General features: G+C 60.5%; 12 protein-coding genes. 2 read left to right on the top strand and 10 right to left on the bottom strand.

Going from position 1 to position 16,497, the window contains the following annotated elements; all coding sequences use genetic code 11:
* Window positions 1–54 precede the first annotated feature (54 nt).
* From AOA59_RS00835 to purL, 5 genes are all read right to left on the bottom strand, one after another.
* A complete protein-coding gene (locus AOA59_RS00835; protein ID WP_099485568.1) occupies window positions 55–315 on the bottom strand; it encodes a DUF6124 family protein in 261 nt (86 codons plus the stop codon).
* 237 nt (window positions 316–552) lie between these two features.
* Window positions 553–1,005: a hypothetical protein gene (locus tag AOA59_RS00830; protein WP_099485489.1), complete on the bottom strand. Its 453-nt coding sequence runs from the start codon at window positions 1,003–1,005 to the stop codon at window positions 553–555.
* A complete protein-coding gene (locus AOA59_RS00825; RefSeq protein ID WP_099485487.1) occupies window positions 989–1,627 on the bottom strand; it encodes a DUF6036 family nucleotidyltransferase in 639 nt (212 codons plus the stop codon). The genes AOA59_RS00830 and AOA59_RS00825 overlap by 17 nt, the downstream gene beginning before the upstream one ends.
* A 300-nt stretch (window positions 1,628–1,927) precedes the next feature.
* Window positions 1,928–2,239 carry an NGG1p interacting factor NIF3 gene (locus tag AOA59_RS00820; protein WP_065930379.1) on the bottom strand — a complete coding sequence of 104 codons (312 nt, stop codon included), beginning with the start codon at window positions 2,237–2,239 and terminating at the stop codon, window positions 1,928–1,930.
* Between the two features lie 4 nt (window positions 2,240–2,243).
* On the bottom strand, window positions 2,244–6,140 hold the full coding sequence (gene purL, locus AOA59_RS00815) for a phosphoribosylformylglycinamidine synthase (protein ID WP_065930378.1): 3,897 nt from the start codon (window positions 6,138–6,140) through the stop codon (window positions 2,244–2,246).
* A 287-nt stretch (window positions 6,141–6,427) separates the two neighbouring features.
* On the opposite strand from purL, the gene mltF reads away from it, so the two are divergent.
* A complete protein-coding gene (mltF, locus tag AOA59_RS00810) occupies window positions 6,428–7,888 on the top strand; it encodes a membrane-bound lytic murein transglycosylase MltF (protein WP_058422684.1) in 1,461 nt (486 codons plus the stop codon).
* A 137-nt stretch (window positions 7,889–8,025) separates the two neighbouring features.
* Here mltF and AOA59_RS00805 read toward each other — a convergent pair whose 3' ends face one another.
* From AOA59_RS00805 to treP, 5 genes are all read right to left on the bottom strand, one after another.
* Window positions 8,026–8,304, bottom strand: coding sequence for a PTS transporter subunit EIIB (locus AOA59_RS00805; protein WP_099485486.1), 279 nt, complete (start codon window positions 8,302–8,304; stop codon window positions 8,026–8,028).
* Between the two features lie 2 nt (window positions 8,305–8,306).
* Complete coding sequence (gene ptsP / locus AOA59_RS00800) at window positions 8,307–10,838, bottom strand: phosphoenolpyruvate--protein phosphotransferase (RefSeq protein WP_099485484.1); 2,532 nt, start codon at window positions 10,836–10,838, stop codon at window positions 8,307–8,309.
* Window positions 10,839–11,003: 165 nt separating this feature from the next.
* On the bottom strand, window positions 11,004–12,224 hold the full coding sequence (locus AOA59_RS00795; RefSeq protein ID WP_099485482.1) for a carbohydrate porin: 1,221 nt from the start codon (window positions 12,222–12,224) through the stop codon (window positions 11,004–11,006).
* A gap of 74 nt (window positions 12,225–12,298) precedes the next feature.
* Complete coding sequence (treC, locus tag AOA59_RS00790) at window positions 12,299–13,945, bottom strand: alpha,alpha-phosphotrehalase (protein WP_065930374.1); 1,647 nt, start codon at window positions 13,943–13,945, stop codon at window positions 12,299–12,301.
* Between the two features lie 121 nt (window positions 13,946–14,066).
* Window positions 14,067–15,509 (bottom strand): PTS system trehalose-specific EIIBC component, encoded by a 1,443-nt coding sequence (treP, locus tag AOA59_RS00785; RefSeq protein WP_065930373.1) that lies wholly within the window; start codon window positions 15,507–15,509, stop codon window positions 14,067–14,069.
* A 251-nt stretch (window positions 15,510–15,760) separates the two neighbouring features.
* Here treP and treR point away from each other — a divergent pair, with 251 nt between their 5' ends.
* Window positions 15,761–16,465: a trehalose operon repressor gene (gene treR / locus AOA59_RS00780; protein WP_099485480.1), complete on the top strand. Its 705-nt coding sequence runs from the start codon at window positions 15,761–15,763 to the stop codon at window positions 16,463–16,465.
* Window positions 16,466–16,497 lie beyond the last annotated feature (32 nt).

Genomic DNA, 16,497 nt, shown 5'->3' with positions numbered 1-16,497 from the left:
GAACGATCAATGTGGGAGCTGGCTTGCCTGCGATTGGCCCTTACAGGCGCCTGATTACTTCTGATCAGGCACCTCAAATAGATCCAACACCCGATCCACCATCAACTGGATACCTTCCAGCATCCGATGAATCCCCAGCACCGCATCACGCTGTGGGCCGTCGATGTCAAAAGCCAGATTGCCCGCCAGCGCCTGCACGGATGCCAGGTCTTGGGAGGCATTGGCGAGCAGGGTTTCGCTGTTCAGGTTGGGGAGTACGGAGAAGATTTGGTCGTTTGGTTGATCGCCTGCTAGGTGGGACGCAGCTTTAGGCATGGTTATATCTAGTCGTAAGTTGTCGCTGATCATCGTAAAACTCCATACAGAAATAGGCTCCTGGTGAAATTTTCAGGCTTGCAGTCCCGGTCGCCACATTGGCAGCGACCCGAGAAGACTAGTGCCGCCAGTTCCTAGGGACAACCTGAAAGCCCTGTGGGAAGTCTCCGAGACTTGAAGATATCGCAGGCAATAAAAAACCCGGTCCAAGCCGGGTTCTTTGTTTGTAATCTACACCTAAGCAGATGCCGCACGCTGTTCGGCTTCGTAATGGCGAGTCTGGAAAGGCATCAGCGCTTGAGCCTTCAACCCCAGCCCCTCACTCAACCCCCAAGACACCGCCAATTCATCACGACGGCTGCGCAGCGCAACAGCGCCTTGTGGTTGCACGTTTTGCTTGGCAGCAGAAGCCGAAAACAATTCAAGCGCCTTCAACGCTTCCATTACCCGGGAATCCGTCGCACATGAAAAGCGCGTGAAGCGCTCAAGCAAGTAACCTGCGCGACGAAGCTCCACATCACTGGAATGCGCCTTCAGAAAAGCCCTCACCTCACCCACAAGGTTCGCGTCCGAGTACCAAACCGCTTTTGCTGCACAGACAAGCGCCGCGTCATCAGCCTGATTCAAAGGGCTTTTGACCAGCGTATCCAAGGCGGATGAGAGGACGGGCGCGTTAAAAGGCTTCGTCAACTTCAGTCTCCAGGTAGTCGTGCAGAATATTGTTCAGAATGGATCTAGGTGATTCTTTGTTGCCAACATACATATCAATCGCCTGCAATGCCAATCGACGGAACTCAGTGGCAAGGATGAAGCCTGCCCTGAGCAACGCCATGATGTCGCTTACATCCTGATCCGTAGCTCTGCCCAATTTGGAGATCGCAATATCGATAGGCGCAGCTATGTGCAGATGCAGTGCAGACTCGTGAGGAAATTCCTCAAGGGGAATACTTCGTTCCCAGTAGTCTTCGTGAAGCGGGCCAAATGCAGTGTTGTATTGAAGATCGTAGTTCAGCTCCATGACGCGGCCGGATTGCTCATCGAAAAATGCTTCTGGAAACTCCGCCAGCAATGTCCGTAGACGCAATGTGTCTCGAGTATTCGCGCAGTAAATCTCTGCATCCACATCAGTGGAAACTCGATGGTGCGTATACAAATGGACAGCACAGCCACCAAAGACAATAACCTTCACCGCGCCGGGCTTGGCGCCCTCAACCATCAACTCCACCTCGATGGACTTGAACATTGAAATCAAAGCCTGGCCCAGTGGGGTACTCGTATTGAGGCGAGGAGCGACGGTATCTGGAAAATCCATTATTAATCTCAAGCCGGTGCAGCATTGCCGAACGGGTCTTGAGTTCAAATCCCGATCACTGATTGGTCAGTGACCGAGGAAGGCTATTGAGGCGAGTTCCTAGGGACAACCTGAAAAGCCTGTGGGAAAGATCTGGGGCGCCTGTCCCGGCGCCATCGCAGGCAAGCCAGCTCCCACATTTTGAACGTATTCACAGATCAAACTGTGGGAGCTGGCTTGCCTGCGATTGGCCCTTACAACCAACAAAAAACCCGCTGACCAAACTGGCCCAGCGGGTTTCTTGTTTAAGCAACCAACGAATCAAAAATCCGCCAACTGCCACACTTCATAAGCCGGTGTTTCGTACGGATGGCTCAGTTTCAAAGCAGCCACAACAGCCACAATCAACTCATCTGCCACCACCAGCTCAACCTTCCATTCTTCAACCACTTCAACCTGGCCCACCTGCCCGAGAAACGGCTGGCTGCCGTCCAACGCGCGGAATTGGCCCTGGCCCAGCACTTGCCAGGCGCAGCTGTCGTAGTTGCCGATGCGCCCGCCGCCGGCGGCGAAGACGGCGGTTTTCACCGTCTCCACATGGCTGGCAGGTACAAAGAAGGCAAGCTTGTACACCGCCTTAGTTCACCCACACGCGAGCGTTGCGGAACATGCGCATCCAGGCGCCGTCTTCGTTCCACTCTTCAGGGCGCCACGAGTTTTGCACGGCGCGGAATACACGCTCCGGGTGCGGCATCATGATGGTCACGCGACCGTCGCGGCTGGTAAGGCCGGTGATCCCGCGCGGCGAGCCGTTCGGGTTGGCCGGGTAGCTTTCGGTGACTTTGCCGTGGTTGTCGACGAAACGCATGGCCACGCAACCGGACAGGTCGGCTTCGAGCAGGGCTTCTTCGCTGGAGAATTCCGCGTGGCCTTCACCGTGGGCGATGGCGATCGGCATGCGCGAACCGGCCATGCCTTGCAGGAAGATCGAGTTGGACTCTTGCACCTGCACCATGGCAACACGGGCTTCGAACTGCTCGGAACGGTTGCGCACAAAGTGCGGCCAGAACTCGCTGCCTGGGATCAGTTCGCTGAGGTTGGACATCATCTGGCAACCGTTGCACACACCCAGGGTGAAGCTGTCGTTGCGCTCGAAGAAGCCCTGGAACGCATCGCGGGCACGGCTGTTGAACAAGGCCGATTTGGCCCAGCCTTCACCGGCACCCAGCACGTCGCCGTAGGAGAAACCGCCGCAGGCCACCAGGCCTTTGAACTCGTTGAGGTCCACGCGACCGGCGAGGATGTCGCTCATGTGCACGTCGATCGCATTAAAGCCGGCGCGGTCGAACGCGGCCGCCATTTCCACCTGGCCATTGACGCCCTGCTCACGCAGTACGGCAACTTGTGGGCGAATGCCTTTCTTGATGTAAGGCGCGGCGATGTCCTGGTTGACGTCGAAGCTGAGCTTGGTGCTCAGGCCCGGGTTGTCTTCTTCCAGGATCACGTCGAATTCCTGCTCGGCGCAGTCGGCGTTATCACGCAGGCGTTGGATCTGGTAGCTGGTCTCGGCCCACTGGCGTTGCAGCAAGCGGCGCTGGCCGGCAAACACGGTATCGCCATTGAAGGAGATATTGATTTCACCGTTATTGATCGGCTGGCCGATCACCGCCACGCAGTCGTCCAGGCCGGCGGCGCTGAATTGTGCGAGCACGTCCGGGGTGGCGTCCTGGCGAACCTGGATCACCGCGCCCAACTCTTCGTTGAACAGGATGCCGTTGATTTCGGCGGCATCCTCGGCAACGCTGTCGAGCACGATGTTCAGGCCGCAGTGACCGGCAAACGCCATTTCGACAACGCTGGTCAGCAAACCGCCGTCGGAACGGTCGTGATAAGCCAGCAGGTGGCCGTCGGCGTTCAGGCCCTGGATCACGGCGAAGAAGGCTTTGAGGTCTTCGGCGTCATCCACGTCCGGCGCGTGCTTGCCGAGTTTGCCGTGGGTTTGCGCGAGGATCGACGCGCCCATGCGGTTCTGGCCACGGCCCAGGTCGATCAGGATCAGATCGGTGGTGCCCTTGTCCATGCGCAGTTGCGGGGTCAGGGTTTGGCGGATGTCGGTGACCGGTGCAAAACCGGTAACGATCAGCGACAGCGGCGAGGTGACGCTCTTGTCGGTGCCGTCTTCGTTCCAACGGGTGGCCATGGACATGGAGTCCTTGCCCACCGGAATGGTGATGCCCAGCTCCGGGCACAGCTCCATGCCGACAGCCTTGACCGTGTCGTACAGCCGCGCATCCTCACCTGGGTGACCGGCAGCGGACATCCAGTTGGCCGACAGCTTGATGTCAGACAGCTTGCCGATGCGCGATGCGGCGATGTTGGTGAGGGTTTCACCAATGGCCATACGGCCCGACGCCGGGGCGTCCAGCAGGGCCAGCGGCGTACGCTCGCCCATGGCCATGGCTTCACCGGTGTACACATCGAAGCTGGTGGCGGTGACGGCAACGTCGGCCACCGGCACTTGCCATGGGCCGACCATTTGGTCACGGGCCACCAGGCCGGTGATGGTGCGGTCGCCAATGGTGATCAGGAAGCTTTTGCTCGCCACGGCCGGGTGGTGCAGCACGCGTTCGATGCTGTCGGCCAGGTCCAGCGTGCTTGGGTCGAAGTCATCGCCCAGCTCGGTTTCACGCACCGCCGAACGGTGCATACGCGGGGCTTTGCCCAGCAGCACTTCCAGTGGCATGTCGACCGGGCTGTTGCCGAAGTGGCTGTCGGTGACCGTCAGCTGTGGTTCGGCAGTGGCTTCGCCGACCACGGCAAACGGGCAACGCTCACGTTCGCAGATGGCCTGGAAGCGCGCGAAGTCTTCAGGGCCAACGGCCAGTACGTAGCGTTCCTGGGATTCGTTACTCCAGATTTCGTGCGGGGCCATGCCCGGCTCGTCGTTTGGAATGTTGCGCAGTTCAAAACGGCCACCACGGTCGCCATCGTTGACCAGTTCCGGGAAGGCGTTGGACAAACCACCGGCACCGACGTCGTGGATGAAGCTGATCGGGTTCTTGTCACCCAACTGCCAGCAACGGTCGATGACTTCCTGGCAGCGGCGTTCCATTTCCGGGTTTTCGCGCTGTACGGAAGCAAAGTCCAGGTCTGCCGAGCTGGTGCCGGTGGCCATGGAGGAAGCTGCGCCGCCGCCCAGGCCGATCAACATCGCCGGGCCGCCGAGGACGATCAGCTTGGAGCCGACCAGAATCTCGCCTTTCTTGACGTGCTCTTCGCGGATGTTGCCCATGCCGCCGGCCAACATGATTGGCTTGTGGTAGCCGCGCACTTCATCGCCACGCGGGGTGGTGATGGATTGTTCAAATGTACGGAAGTAGCCGGTGAGTGCCGGGCGCCCGAATTCGTTGTTGAACGCGGCGCCGCCCAGCGGGCCTTCGATCATGATGTCCAGCGCGGTAACGATGCGCTCAGGCTTGCCGTACGGCACTTCCCACGGTTGTTCAAACCCTGGGATCTGCAGGTTGGACACAGTGAAACCGGTGAGGCCGGCCTTGGGCTTGGCGCCACGGCCGGTGGCGCCTTCGTCACGGATTTCGCCGCCGGAACCTGTGGCTGCGCCCGGGAACGGGGCAATCGCGGTCGGGTGGTTGTGGGTCTCAACCTTCATGAGGATGTGTACCGGCTCCTGCACCGCGCCGTACTGGCGGGTTTCAGGGTCCGGGAAGAAACGGCCGGCAACGGAGCCGACGATGACCGAGGCGTTGTCCTTATAAGCCGACAGAACGCCTTCGCTGTGCATCACGTAGGTGTTCTTGATCATGCCGAACAGGCTTTTTTCCTGGCTTTCGCCGTCGATGTCCCAACTGGCGTTGAAGATCTTGTGACGGCAATGCTCGGAGTTGGCCTGGGCAAACATCATCAGTTCGATGTCGTGCGGGTTGCGCTTCAAGCCATTGAAGGCGTCGACCAGGTAGTCGATCTCGTCTTCGGCCAGCGCCAGGCCCAATTCGGTGTTGGCCTTCTCGAGGGCGGCGCGGCCACCGCCGAGCACGTCAATCGCAGTGAGCGGCTTGGGCTCGGCGTGGCTGAACAGGCCGGCAGCCTGTTCCAGCTGGCTGACGATGATCTGGGTCATGCGGTCGTGCAGGCTGCTGGCGATCAGCTCGGCTTCGGCGTCGCTGAACTGGCCAGCCACGTAGAAGGCGATGCCACGCTCAAGGCGCTGGATGCTCGACAGGCCGCAGTTACGGGCGATGTCGCTGGCCTTGCTCGACCAGGGCGAGATGGTGCCGAACCGCGGCAGAACCAGGAACAAGCGGCCGGTGGGCTCTTGAACGGGAACGCTGGGGCCGTACTTCAGAAGGCGTGCGAGCACTTGCTGTTCGTCGGCGGTCAAGACGCCGGTAACGTCGGCGAAGTGAGCAAATTCAGCATACAAGCCTGTAACCGCTGGAACCTTTTGGCTCAGTTGCTCAAGGAGTTTGCTGTGGCGAAAGGCAGAAAGGGCAGGAGCGCCGCGCAGGATCAACATCTTCGGGACAGCCTCGGGAAGGGGGTGTGCTTTGAGGCCGTGCATTCTAGCGTAAACCTGCGCCAACGGCACCCGAAACGGCACGGCTGGCCGCTGCCGAACGTCAGTTGGCAGGGATTGCACGCTTTCGGGGCGAAATCCTGGGGTTGGCGCGCAGTTATTTTAACCGTCACAAACCCTCGCGAACCCACGTTTCTGCGGGCTGCAGCACGGTTTTGCGGGCGCTAGCAGACAAGTCCGCTGCTGTCGAGATATGGCGCCGAGGGCCGTTTGCGTATACTGCGCAGATGTTCTCCCCTACTGCTTTACGCCCGCGATGCGCCAAATGGCTGATCGCAACCGGACTCTTCCTGATGCTCAGCGCCTGTGTTGACAAGCCCAGCACGCTCGAGCGAATCAAGGAGGATGGCGTATTGCGGGTGATTACCCGGAACAGCCCGGCCACGTATTTCCAGGACCGCAACGGTGAAACCGGTTTCGAGTACGAACTGGTCAAGCGCTTTGCCGATGACCTGGGCGTGAAGCTGGAAATCGAGACCGCCGACAACCTTGATGACCTGTTCGGCCAGTTGGGCAAACCCAACGGCCCGGTTCTGGCGGCCGCAGGTCTAGTCAGCAGCGAGCAGCGCGCCCAGCAGGTGCGTTTCTCCCATCCATACCTGGAAGTCACGCCGCAGATCATCTACCGCAACGGCCAGTCGCGCCCGACCGGCCCGGCAGACCTGGTGGGCAAGAAGATCATGGTGCTCAAGGGCAGCACCCACGCCGAGCAGTTGGCGGCGCTTAAAAAGCAGAACCCTGCGATTGAATACGAAGAGTCCGACGCCGTTGAGGTCGTGGACCTGCTGCGCATGGTGGACGAGGGCCAGATCGACCTGACCCTGGTGGACTCCAACGAAGTGGCCATGAACCAGGTGTATTTCCCCAACGTGCGCGTGGCCTTCGACCTCGGCAATGCCAGCAACCAGAGCTGGGCCGTGGCGCCGGGGGAAGACAACAGCCTGCTCAACGAGATCAACAGCTACCTGGACAAGGTCGAGAAAAACGGCACGTTGCAGCGGCTTAAAGACCGCTACTACGGGCATGTCGATGTACTCGGCTATGTGGGCGCCTACACCTTCGCCCAGCATTTGCAGCAACGCCTGCCCAAGTACGAGAAACACTTTCGCACCTACGCCAAGGAAGAAAAGGTCGACTGGCGCCTATTGGCGGCCATCGGCTATCAGGAATCGCTGTGGCAACCGGCCGTCACCTCCAAGACCGGCGTGCGCGGCCTGATGATGTTGACCCAGAACACCGCTCAGGCAATGGGTGTGTCCAACCGCCTGGATGCCAAGCAAAGCATCATGGGCGGCGCCAAGTACCTGGCCAAGATCAAGGATGAGCTGGACGACAGCATTGCCGAGCCGGACCGCACCTGGTTCGCCCTCGCCGCCTATAACGTCGGCACCGGCCACCTGGAAGATGCGCGCACGCTGGCCAAGAAAGACGGCCTGAACCCGAACAAGTGGCTGGACGTGAAGAAGATGCTGCCGCGCCTGTCGCAGAAGCAGTGGTACAGCAAGACCCGCTACGGTTATGCCCGCGGTGGTGAGCCGGTGCATTTTGTCGCGAACATCCGCCGGTACTACGACATTCTCACCTGGGTGACCCAGCCGCAGCTGGAAGGCAACCAGGTGGTCGAAGGCAATCTGCATGTGCCGGGTATCGACAAGACCAAGCCGCCGGAAGATAACCCGCAGTTGTAAACCCAGTCTCCCAAACGACCCATAACCCTGTGGGAGCCGGGCTTGCCCGCGATGGCGGCTAGCCAGTCAACATATTCGTTTCCTGACACACCGCTATCGCGGGCAAGCCCGGCTCCCACAGTTGATCCTCGTCGTTTTTATAGGCCAGTGAGCAGATGCACGATCCCGCCCGTTAACACCATCACACCCGCAACACCCGCCGCCTTCAGCGCCTGCGCATCCAGCCGCCCCGCATCCTGCAACTGCACCCGCACCCGCGTCAGTGCCACGCGCTGTTGCGACTTGAGGTTATCCACACCGCCCAATGCGTTCAGCACCTCGGTCGACAACAGGCCCTGCGCCGGCGGCACCACCGCTTCGGCAATCAGATCCGGGGTCAGGGCCTTCCAGAACGCTCTTTGCAATTTCTCGAACATGCTCAGTGCTCCACGACAGGTGAGGTTTCAACGGTGGCCGCGTGGTACAGGCGCAGGGCCTCGCGGACTTGGGCGGCTTCTTCGAGGCCGAGCACCTGGCGGGCGATGATCTGGCAGTCGGCCAGGTCCAGCTCGCGCACGGTGGCCTTGATGGTCGGGATCAACGGCACGCTGACCGACAGCTCATCCACGCCCAGCCCGATCAACACCGGCACCGCCAGTGCTTCAGACGCCAACGCGCCGCACACGCCGACCCACTTGCCATGGGCGTGGGCGGCCTTGACCGTGGTGGCAATCAGGCGCAGCACCGACGGGTGAAAGCTGTCGGCCTGGCTGGCCAGACGCGGGTGGTCGCGGTCCATGGCCAGGGTGTATTGGGTAAGGTCATTGGTGCCGATGGAGAAGAAATCCACATGCGGCGCAAACACATCCGCCATCAGCGCCGCAGACGGTACTTCGATCATGATGCCCAGCTTTGGCAGCTCGGTAAGGCCCAGCGCCGTGGCTTCCTCTTCAAGGATCTTGCGCGCCAGGTGCAGCTCCGACAGCAGGCTGACCATCGGCAGCATGATATGCAGCCGTGCGAAGCCGGCACTCGCCAGGATCGCGCGGAACTGCTCACGCAGTAATTGAGGGCGCTCAAGGCACAGGCGAATACCGCGCAAGCCGAGGAACGGGTTGGTCTCGCGCTCCATCGGCACATAGGCCAAGGGTTTGTCGCCGCCCACATCCAGGGTACGCACCACCAGATTGCGCCGGGTGCCCAGGGCTCGGGCGATGGCGCTGTAGGTGCCGGCCTGTTCCTCGGGGCTGGGCGCGCGGTTGCGGTCCAGGTAGAGGAACTCCGAGCGCAGCAGGCCGACGCCTTCACCGCCCAGGGCCAGGGCTTGTTCCACCTCCTGCAACGAGGCGACGTTGGCGGTGACCTCGACGTGATGACCATCGCGTGTGATGCCGGGCAAGGCGGCCTGCTCCACTTCACGCTCACGTCGCAGTATGTGTTGCTTGCGCGTAGCCGCCAGTTGTTCGACAGCGGCCAGGTCAGGCTCCAGGTGCAGCTCGCCTTTGTCGGCATCGAGCAGCACCTGCTTGCCGTTGGCCAGCGCCAGTGCCTGTGCCGGAACGCCGCACAACGACGGCAAACCAAGGGCACGCGCCAGGATCGCCACATGGCTGGTAGCGCCGCCGCCGACGGTGACGAACCCCAACACTTTGCCCGTATCGAGGCCGGCGGTTTGGGAGGGGGTCAGTTGCTCGGCAATCACGATCGCACGATCCGGCAATTCCCAGGCGCTGTCCTCAATACCAAGGATCAACTTCAGCACGCGCTGGCCAACATCGGCCAAATCCGCTGCGCGCTCAGCCAGCAACGCACTGCCCAGGCCGAGAAACAGCTTGGCGGTCGCGGCCGTGGCGCTGTTCCAGGCAAAGGCGGCGCTCTTGCCTTCGGTGAGCAGGCGATGGGCTTGCTCCAACAGGGTCGGGTCTTCAAGCAGTTCCTGATGGGCACGGAAAATTTCCGCCTGGGCGCTGCCAACCGCTTTGTCTTGCAACACTTGCAGCGCTTCGGTGGCTGCGAGTAAGGCGCGGGTCAGTGCGGCGTGTTCAACCGATTCACCCGCGCCCTGTTCCTCGATGTGCAGCTCGGGCTCCGCCACTTGAAACACCTGGCCAAACGCGGAGCCGGGCGAGGCACATACGCCGCGCAACAAGGTCGCCGATGACTCGGGCGGCTGTGTTTCAACCGGCGCAACAGACTCCTCGACCGTCTCGCCGCAACCTTGCGCCAGCAGGGTTACCAACGCCTTGATGGCGGCGTCGGCGTCCTCTCCCGCCGCACTCACTTGCAAGGTATCGCCCTGCACGGTTTGCAGCGCCATGATCGCCACCAATGACTTGGCGTTGGCGCTCTGGGTTTGCTTGTGCAGGTAAATGCTGGCGTTGAAACCTTTGGCCGTTTGCGCCAGTACGGCGGCCGGGCGTGCGTGCAAACCGTTGGCATTGGGCAACGTCAGCGGTTTGGAGAACAGTGCGTCGCCCGCCTCCTCGCCCATGGTTCCAGAGGCCTCACCGGGTGAGACGTGCAACAGCGGCTGGCCCACGCCCACCGCGCCACTGCCCGGCGTCAGCCACACAAAGGGCTCGCCGCTGACCACCAGCATCAAGGTCAGCAAACTGCGCGCATTAAGCGCCACGTAGTCGGCATCGAACTCGATCAGGGGCTGCCCGACCTCGACCCGCTGGCCTTCCTCGACCAGGCGGGTGAAGCCCTTGCCGGCCAGGTGCACCGTGTCCAGGCCGATATGCATCAGCACCTGTACGCCATTGTCGCCGGTGACGCTGACCGCATGCCCGGTGTCCTGGATATTACTGATCACCCCGGCCAACGGCGCGCACAGGGTCTGGGAGGTGGGATCGATGCACAGGCCATCGCCGATCATGCGGCTGGCAAACACCGGGTCAGGCACCTGGTCCAGGGCCAGCAGTACCCCGGACAAGGGCGCCAGCAGTTCCAGGGGTTGAGTTGTGGTCATGACTTCACCTGCTGTTTTGTTCTGTAAAAATCATAGGGCCAACGACGGTCCACTGTGGGAGCTGGCTTGCCTGCGATGCCCGCGACTCGGTGTCTCAGTAAGACCGAGGTGTTGCTATCGCAGGCAAGCCAGCTCCTACCTAAAACGCGTTCACTTAAAACCGGGCTACTTCCACCAGTATTCGACTTGCACACCCACGTTCGAGCCATGCCGTGCCGTGCCGTAGGCGCCGGTGTCGGACAACGCCGAGCCCGCCGCCAGTTCATTCGCCGCACGCTTGGCCGCTTCGTTCCAGCTTGCATAGGTGTAGTACAACCGCACTTCCGGCCGTGCCCAGAAATCCGGGCCGTTGGGCGACCAGGTCGGGGCGAAGGTGAATTTGCTCAGCTTGCGCGTGCCGCCGGCAGCCTCGACTTGATCATGCCCAAGCTCGGTGACCAGTTTGAACTGTTCGCTGATGGCGTAGGCCGGGCGCACGCCGATGGACATCCAGGTCTGGTCCTGGCTGCCGGGGCGAATATCCTTCTGATACACCGCCTCGACCTGCCCGCCGAAACGCGGCGTTACCTGCCAGTCGAAAAACTCCACGGCGCGGTAGCTTTTGCTGCTCTTGTCCAAGGCGGTATCGCCGGTATAGCCCAAACCCGTGCCGGGGCCTTCGCCGTACTGCAAGGCGAATTTGTTCTTGCCGCCGAGAAACGCTTTTTGCACATGCTGCGCAGTGATCGCCCAACCGCTGTTGGCCTCACGCCCGCCGGCTTTTTCTATATAGCTCAGGCCAAATTCCAGCTCACCGCCGGGGTTGGTCTTGAAGCCCGCCACGTTGAAGTCGTGAAGGGTGGCGTATTCCTTCTGGTACAGGTTGTCCTTGCGCGACAGCGCGTAGCTGTATTTGAGGTCGCCGATTTTGACGTCCTCGACACCGCCGCCCGTGGCGCTCTGGTTCCAGTAGTAGAAGTCGGAGATATGGATGTCGTTACGCTTGTAGTAACGGCGCCCCGCCCACACCGAGCCGCCATTAAGGCTGGGCAGGTTGGACCACTGCGCATACATCTGCGGCATGCGCGCCGAGCCGTTGTCTTCTCCCTGAAACTTCAGGGCTCGGTCGTATTTGTTGTACAACGAGGCCATGGCATCGACGCTCAGCACCGAGCCGTCGTCGAGGGTCAGCAGGTCCTGGCGCAATTCGAATTCGGCGTACTGCTCGCATTCGTTGCCCAGACGGTATTTGGATTGCGCCCCCGGCAGTTGGAAACATTGCTGTTTGCCACTGCCCGTTGAAGTCCCCGCGCCGCTGCGCAAATAGCCGGCAAACTCCAGGGCTTGAACGGCAAAAGGTGCAGTAAGGCATGACGTAATGAGGCCCAGCTTTATTGTTGTTTTCATGAAGCACTCCGGTATTTTTATTATGTTTTTGGGTGAAGCGCCCCCGCACTCCCATACGGGGGTTGCAGCGGGTCTCAGTCCTTGAGGTGCAACACAAACGATTCATACGGGCGCAACAGCACCGTGCTCGCACGCACAGGGCAGTCGGGGTAGTTGCTGATCAGCAGGCGTTGCTCGCTGGCCGCGCTGATGACGCCTTCGGGCAGTTGGATTTCGCAGGGCTTGCCATAAAAGTTGTTCAGCACCAGCAAGCGCTCGCCCTGGCCTTCGCGCAGGTAGGCCCAGACTTGCAGGTGGTCCTGCAGCAACTGGCGATAAACTCCGTTCTGGATCAGCGGTTCGTTGCGGCGCATGGCGATGAGTGCGCGGTAGTGATGCAGCACCGAATCGGGGTCATCCAACTGGCTTTCGACGTTGATCTGCGCCGCGTTGGCCGGGATGCCGATCCACGGTTCGCCACGGGTGAAACCGGCATTGGCCTGGGTGTTCCACTGCATCGGCGTGCGGCTGTTGTCGCGTGACTTCTGCATGATCGCCGCCATGCTCGACGCCTCGGACTCACCGGCATCTCGCTTGAGGCGGAAGATGTTCAGGGTCTCGACATCGCGGTACTGCTCGATCTTGTCGAAACCCGGGTTGGTCATGCCCAGCTCTTCGCCCTGGTACACATACGGCGTGCCCTGGAGGAAGTGCAGCGCGGTAGCAAGCATCTTGGCCGAGACCACACGGTACTCGCCGTCGTTGCCAAAACGCGAGACCACCCGCGGCTGGTCGTGGTTACACCAGAACAGTGCGTTCCAGCCGCCACCGGCCTGCATGCCCAGTTGCCAGTCAGAGAAAATCCGCTTGAGTTGCAGGAAGTCGAAGTCGGCCTTCACCCACTTTTGCAGGTTCGGGTAATCGACTTTCAGGTGATGAAAATTGAAGGTCATCGACAGCTCTTTGGACGCCGGATTCGAATAACGAATGCAGTGCTCAAGGCTGGTGGACGACATCTCGCCGACATTGATCAGGTCGTGCCCTTCGAAGACTTCGCGGTGCATTTGCTGCAGGTATTCATGCACGTTCGGACCGTCGGTGTAGAAGCGCCGGCCATCGCTGTGGTCTTCGGGGAAATCGGCGGGTTTGGAGATCAGGTTGATCACGTCCAGGCGGAAACCACCCACGCCCTTGTCACGCCAGAAGCGCATCAACTTGAACACCTCGGCGCGCACCTTGGGGTTGTCCCAATTGAGGTCAGCCTGGGTGTGGTCGAACAGGTGCAGGAAGTACTGGCCGGTTTGCGCTTCATACTCCCAGGCCGAGCCGCCGAACTTGGATTCCCAGTTGTTCGGCTGGTCGCGCCAGATATAGAAGTCACGGTACGGGTTGTCGAGGCTGCTGCGCGCCTGCTGGAACCACTCATGCTCGATGGAGGTGTGGTTGACCACGATGTCGAGCATCAGCTTGATGCCACGCTTGGCCGCTTCGCTGATCAGCAGGTCGCAGTCGGCCATGGTCCCGTAGCTGGGGTCGATGGCGTAGTAGTCGCTGATGTCATAGCCGTTGTCGCGTTGCGGCGAGCGCAGGAACGGGGTGATCCACAGGCAATCCACACCCAGCCACTTGAGGTAGTCGAGTTTGTCCACGATGCCCAGCAGGTCACCGGTGGCGTTACCCGCGTGGCTGTGGAAGCTTTTGGGGTAGATCTGGTAGATCACCGAGTGTTGCCAGGCTTGCATGGTGGGTTCCTTCAATTGAGTTGTGGGCTGGCTTTGAGGGCCTCATCGCGGGCAAGCCCGGCTCCCACAGTTGCAATGCATTCCAACCTGTGGGAGCTGGCTTGTCCGCGAAAGCGGTCGATCAGGCGACCCGATATCCCGGCCGAACGATCTTCATGCTCAACGCACAGGTCAGAACAAACGGCACGACCATGGCGATGACCATCCCGATCACAAAACTGGGGATGAACTGCGGAATGATCGAGATAAACCCAGGCAAGCCACCCACGCCGATGGCCGAGGCCGTCACCTTGTTCAGCGACAGGAAAATGCTGCCCAGCGCCGAGCCGAGCAGCGCGGCATAGAACGGAAACTTGAAGCGCAGGTTCACGCCAAACATCGCCGGTTCCGTAATGCCGAAGTAAGCGGAAATCGCCGAGGTCGAGGCCATGCTTTTGTCCCGCGCGTTGCGGGTCATGTAGAACACGCCCAGTGCGGCGCTGCCCTGGGCCAGGTTGGACATCACGATCATCGGCCAGATAAAGGTGCCGCCCTGGGTGGAGATAAGTTGCAGGTCCACGGCGAGGAACATGTGGTGCATGCCGGTGATCACCAGCGGCGCGTACAACAGGCCGAAAATCGCCCCACCGACCATCGGCGCCAGGTCAAACAGGGTGACCACGCCTTCGGTGATGAGGATGCCGAGGTGACGGGTCACCGGGCCAATGATTGCCAGCGCCAGCACGCCGGTGACCACGATGGTGGTAATCGGCACCACGAGCAGTTGGATGGCATTAGGCACGCGAGCCCGCAGCCATTTCTCGATCACGCTCATCACATAGGCCGCCATCAGGATCGGCAGGATCTGCCCCTGATAACCCACCTTCTCAATCTTGAACCAACCGAAAATATCGAAGTACGGCAGGCTCTGGCCATCGAGCCCGGCCACGGCCTTGCCGTAGTTCCAGGCGTTGAGCAGGTCCGGGTGCACCAGCATCAGGCCGAGCACGATGCCGAGGATTTCACTGCCGCCAAAACGCTTGGCCGCCGACCAGCCCACCAGCGCCGGCAGGAACACGAATGAGGTATTGGCCATCAGGTTGATCAGGCTCCACAGGCCATCCAGGTTCGGATACGCCTCCAGCAGCGTCTGACCCTCGATGAACATGCCCTTGGCGCCCATCAGGTTGTTCACGCCCATCAACAGGCCGGCGATGATCAGCGCGGGCAGGATCGGCATGAACACGTCGGAAAATACCCGCACCAGACGCTGCATGGCGTTGGTCTTGTCGGCGCCCTTCTGCTTGACGTCGGCAATGGTCGAAGCCGCAAGCCCCGTCTGCTCACGCAGGGCGGCATAGACCTTTTCCACTTCGCCGGGGCCGATCACCACCTGGAACAGGCCACCGGTGAAGAACGAGCCCTTGACCAGATCGACCTGGTTCAACGCGCTGCCGTTGACCAGGCTCGGGTCCTTGAGCGCCAGGCGCAGGCGGGTCACGCAGTGGGCGGCTTGCTCAACGTTGTCACTGCCCCCGAGGTTCTCGAGAATCTCGCGGGCAATATTGGAATAGTCGTGGCTCATGCTTGGTTTCCACTTTGGTTTTTTTATTTGAGGGCAGTCATTGGCAGCACGCCGTGGCCAAAAGTACTCGTATGTACGAGTTAAATCAACAACTCGTCTGTACGAGTTACATTAAGTTTAATTTTCCGAATTGGAAGTCAGACATTTCCCTGATTCCACGCAGGTCCAATGGACAAAGCCCACCTCTGCCACTAAGGTTCCTGCCTTGAACGCGCCGTTCACCTTCATCAAGCCGGCACAGAGCCATCCCCATGAGCAAATACAACCAGATCTATACGGATCTGCTTGCCAGCATCACCACTGAACGCCTGCAACGCGGTACGCGCCTTCCCTCTGAAACCGAACTGATGGACGCCTACCAGGCCAGCCGTGGCACGGTGCGCCGCGCCATCGAGCAGTTGCAGGAGCGTGGGTTTGCGCAAAAAATCCACGGCAAGGGCACCTTTGTGTTGTCGCCCAACCCCATCGAGTTCCAACTGGGCGGCATCGTCAGCTTCCACGAAACCCACGCTGACTTGGGCGATGACGTACGCACCGAGGTGGTCGAATTCAGCCAGTTCCCGCTCGAAGGCGCGCTGCTGCAACACATCGAAGCCGCCCCCGGCACCTTGATTACCCGCATCAAACGGGTACGGCGCATCGGCGGCAAACGGGTGATCCTGGACATCAACCACTTTGTGGCTGACCTGATTCCAGGCCTGGACCGCGACATCGCCGAGCAGTCGATCTATGCGTTTATCGAACAGACGCTGGAGCTGCAGATCAGCTACGCACAACGCACCATCGAAGCCCTGCCGCGCAGCAAGGACGACCAGGCGCATCTGGATCTGGATGGGCAAAGCCATGTGATTGTGGTGAGCAACCAGACGTTTTTGCAGGATGGAAGGCAATTTGAGTACACCGAGTCGCGGCATACGTTGGATAAGTTTTACTTTTCGGATATCGCGCGGCGGTGACGGCTGATCTAACTATGTAGCACCTGACACCC

This window comes from Pseudomonas sp. 2822-15, from assembly GCF_002742515.1.
Taxonomy (GTDB): Bacteria; Pseudomonadota; Gammaproteobacteria; order Pseudomonadales; family Pseudomonadaceae; genus Aquipseudomonas; species Aquipseudomonas salomonii.
The sequence above is the reverse complement of the archived record's forward strand: the minus strand, read 5'-3'. Positions and strand labels throughout refer to the sequence as shown.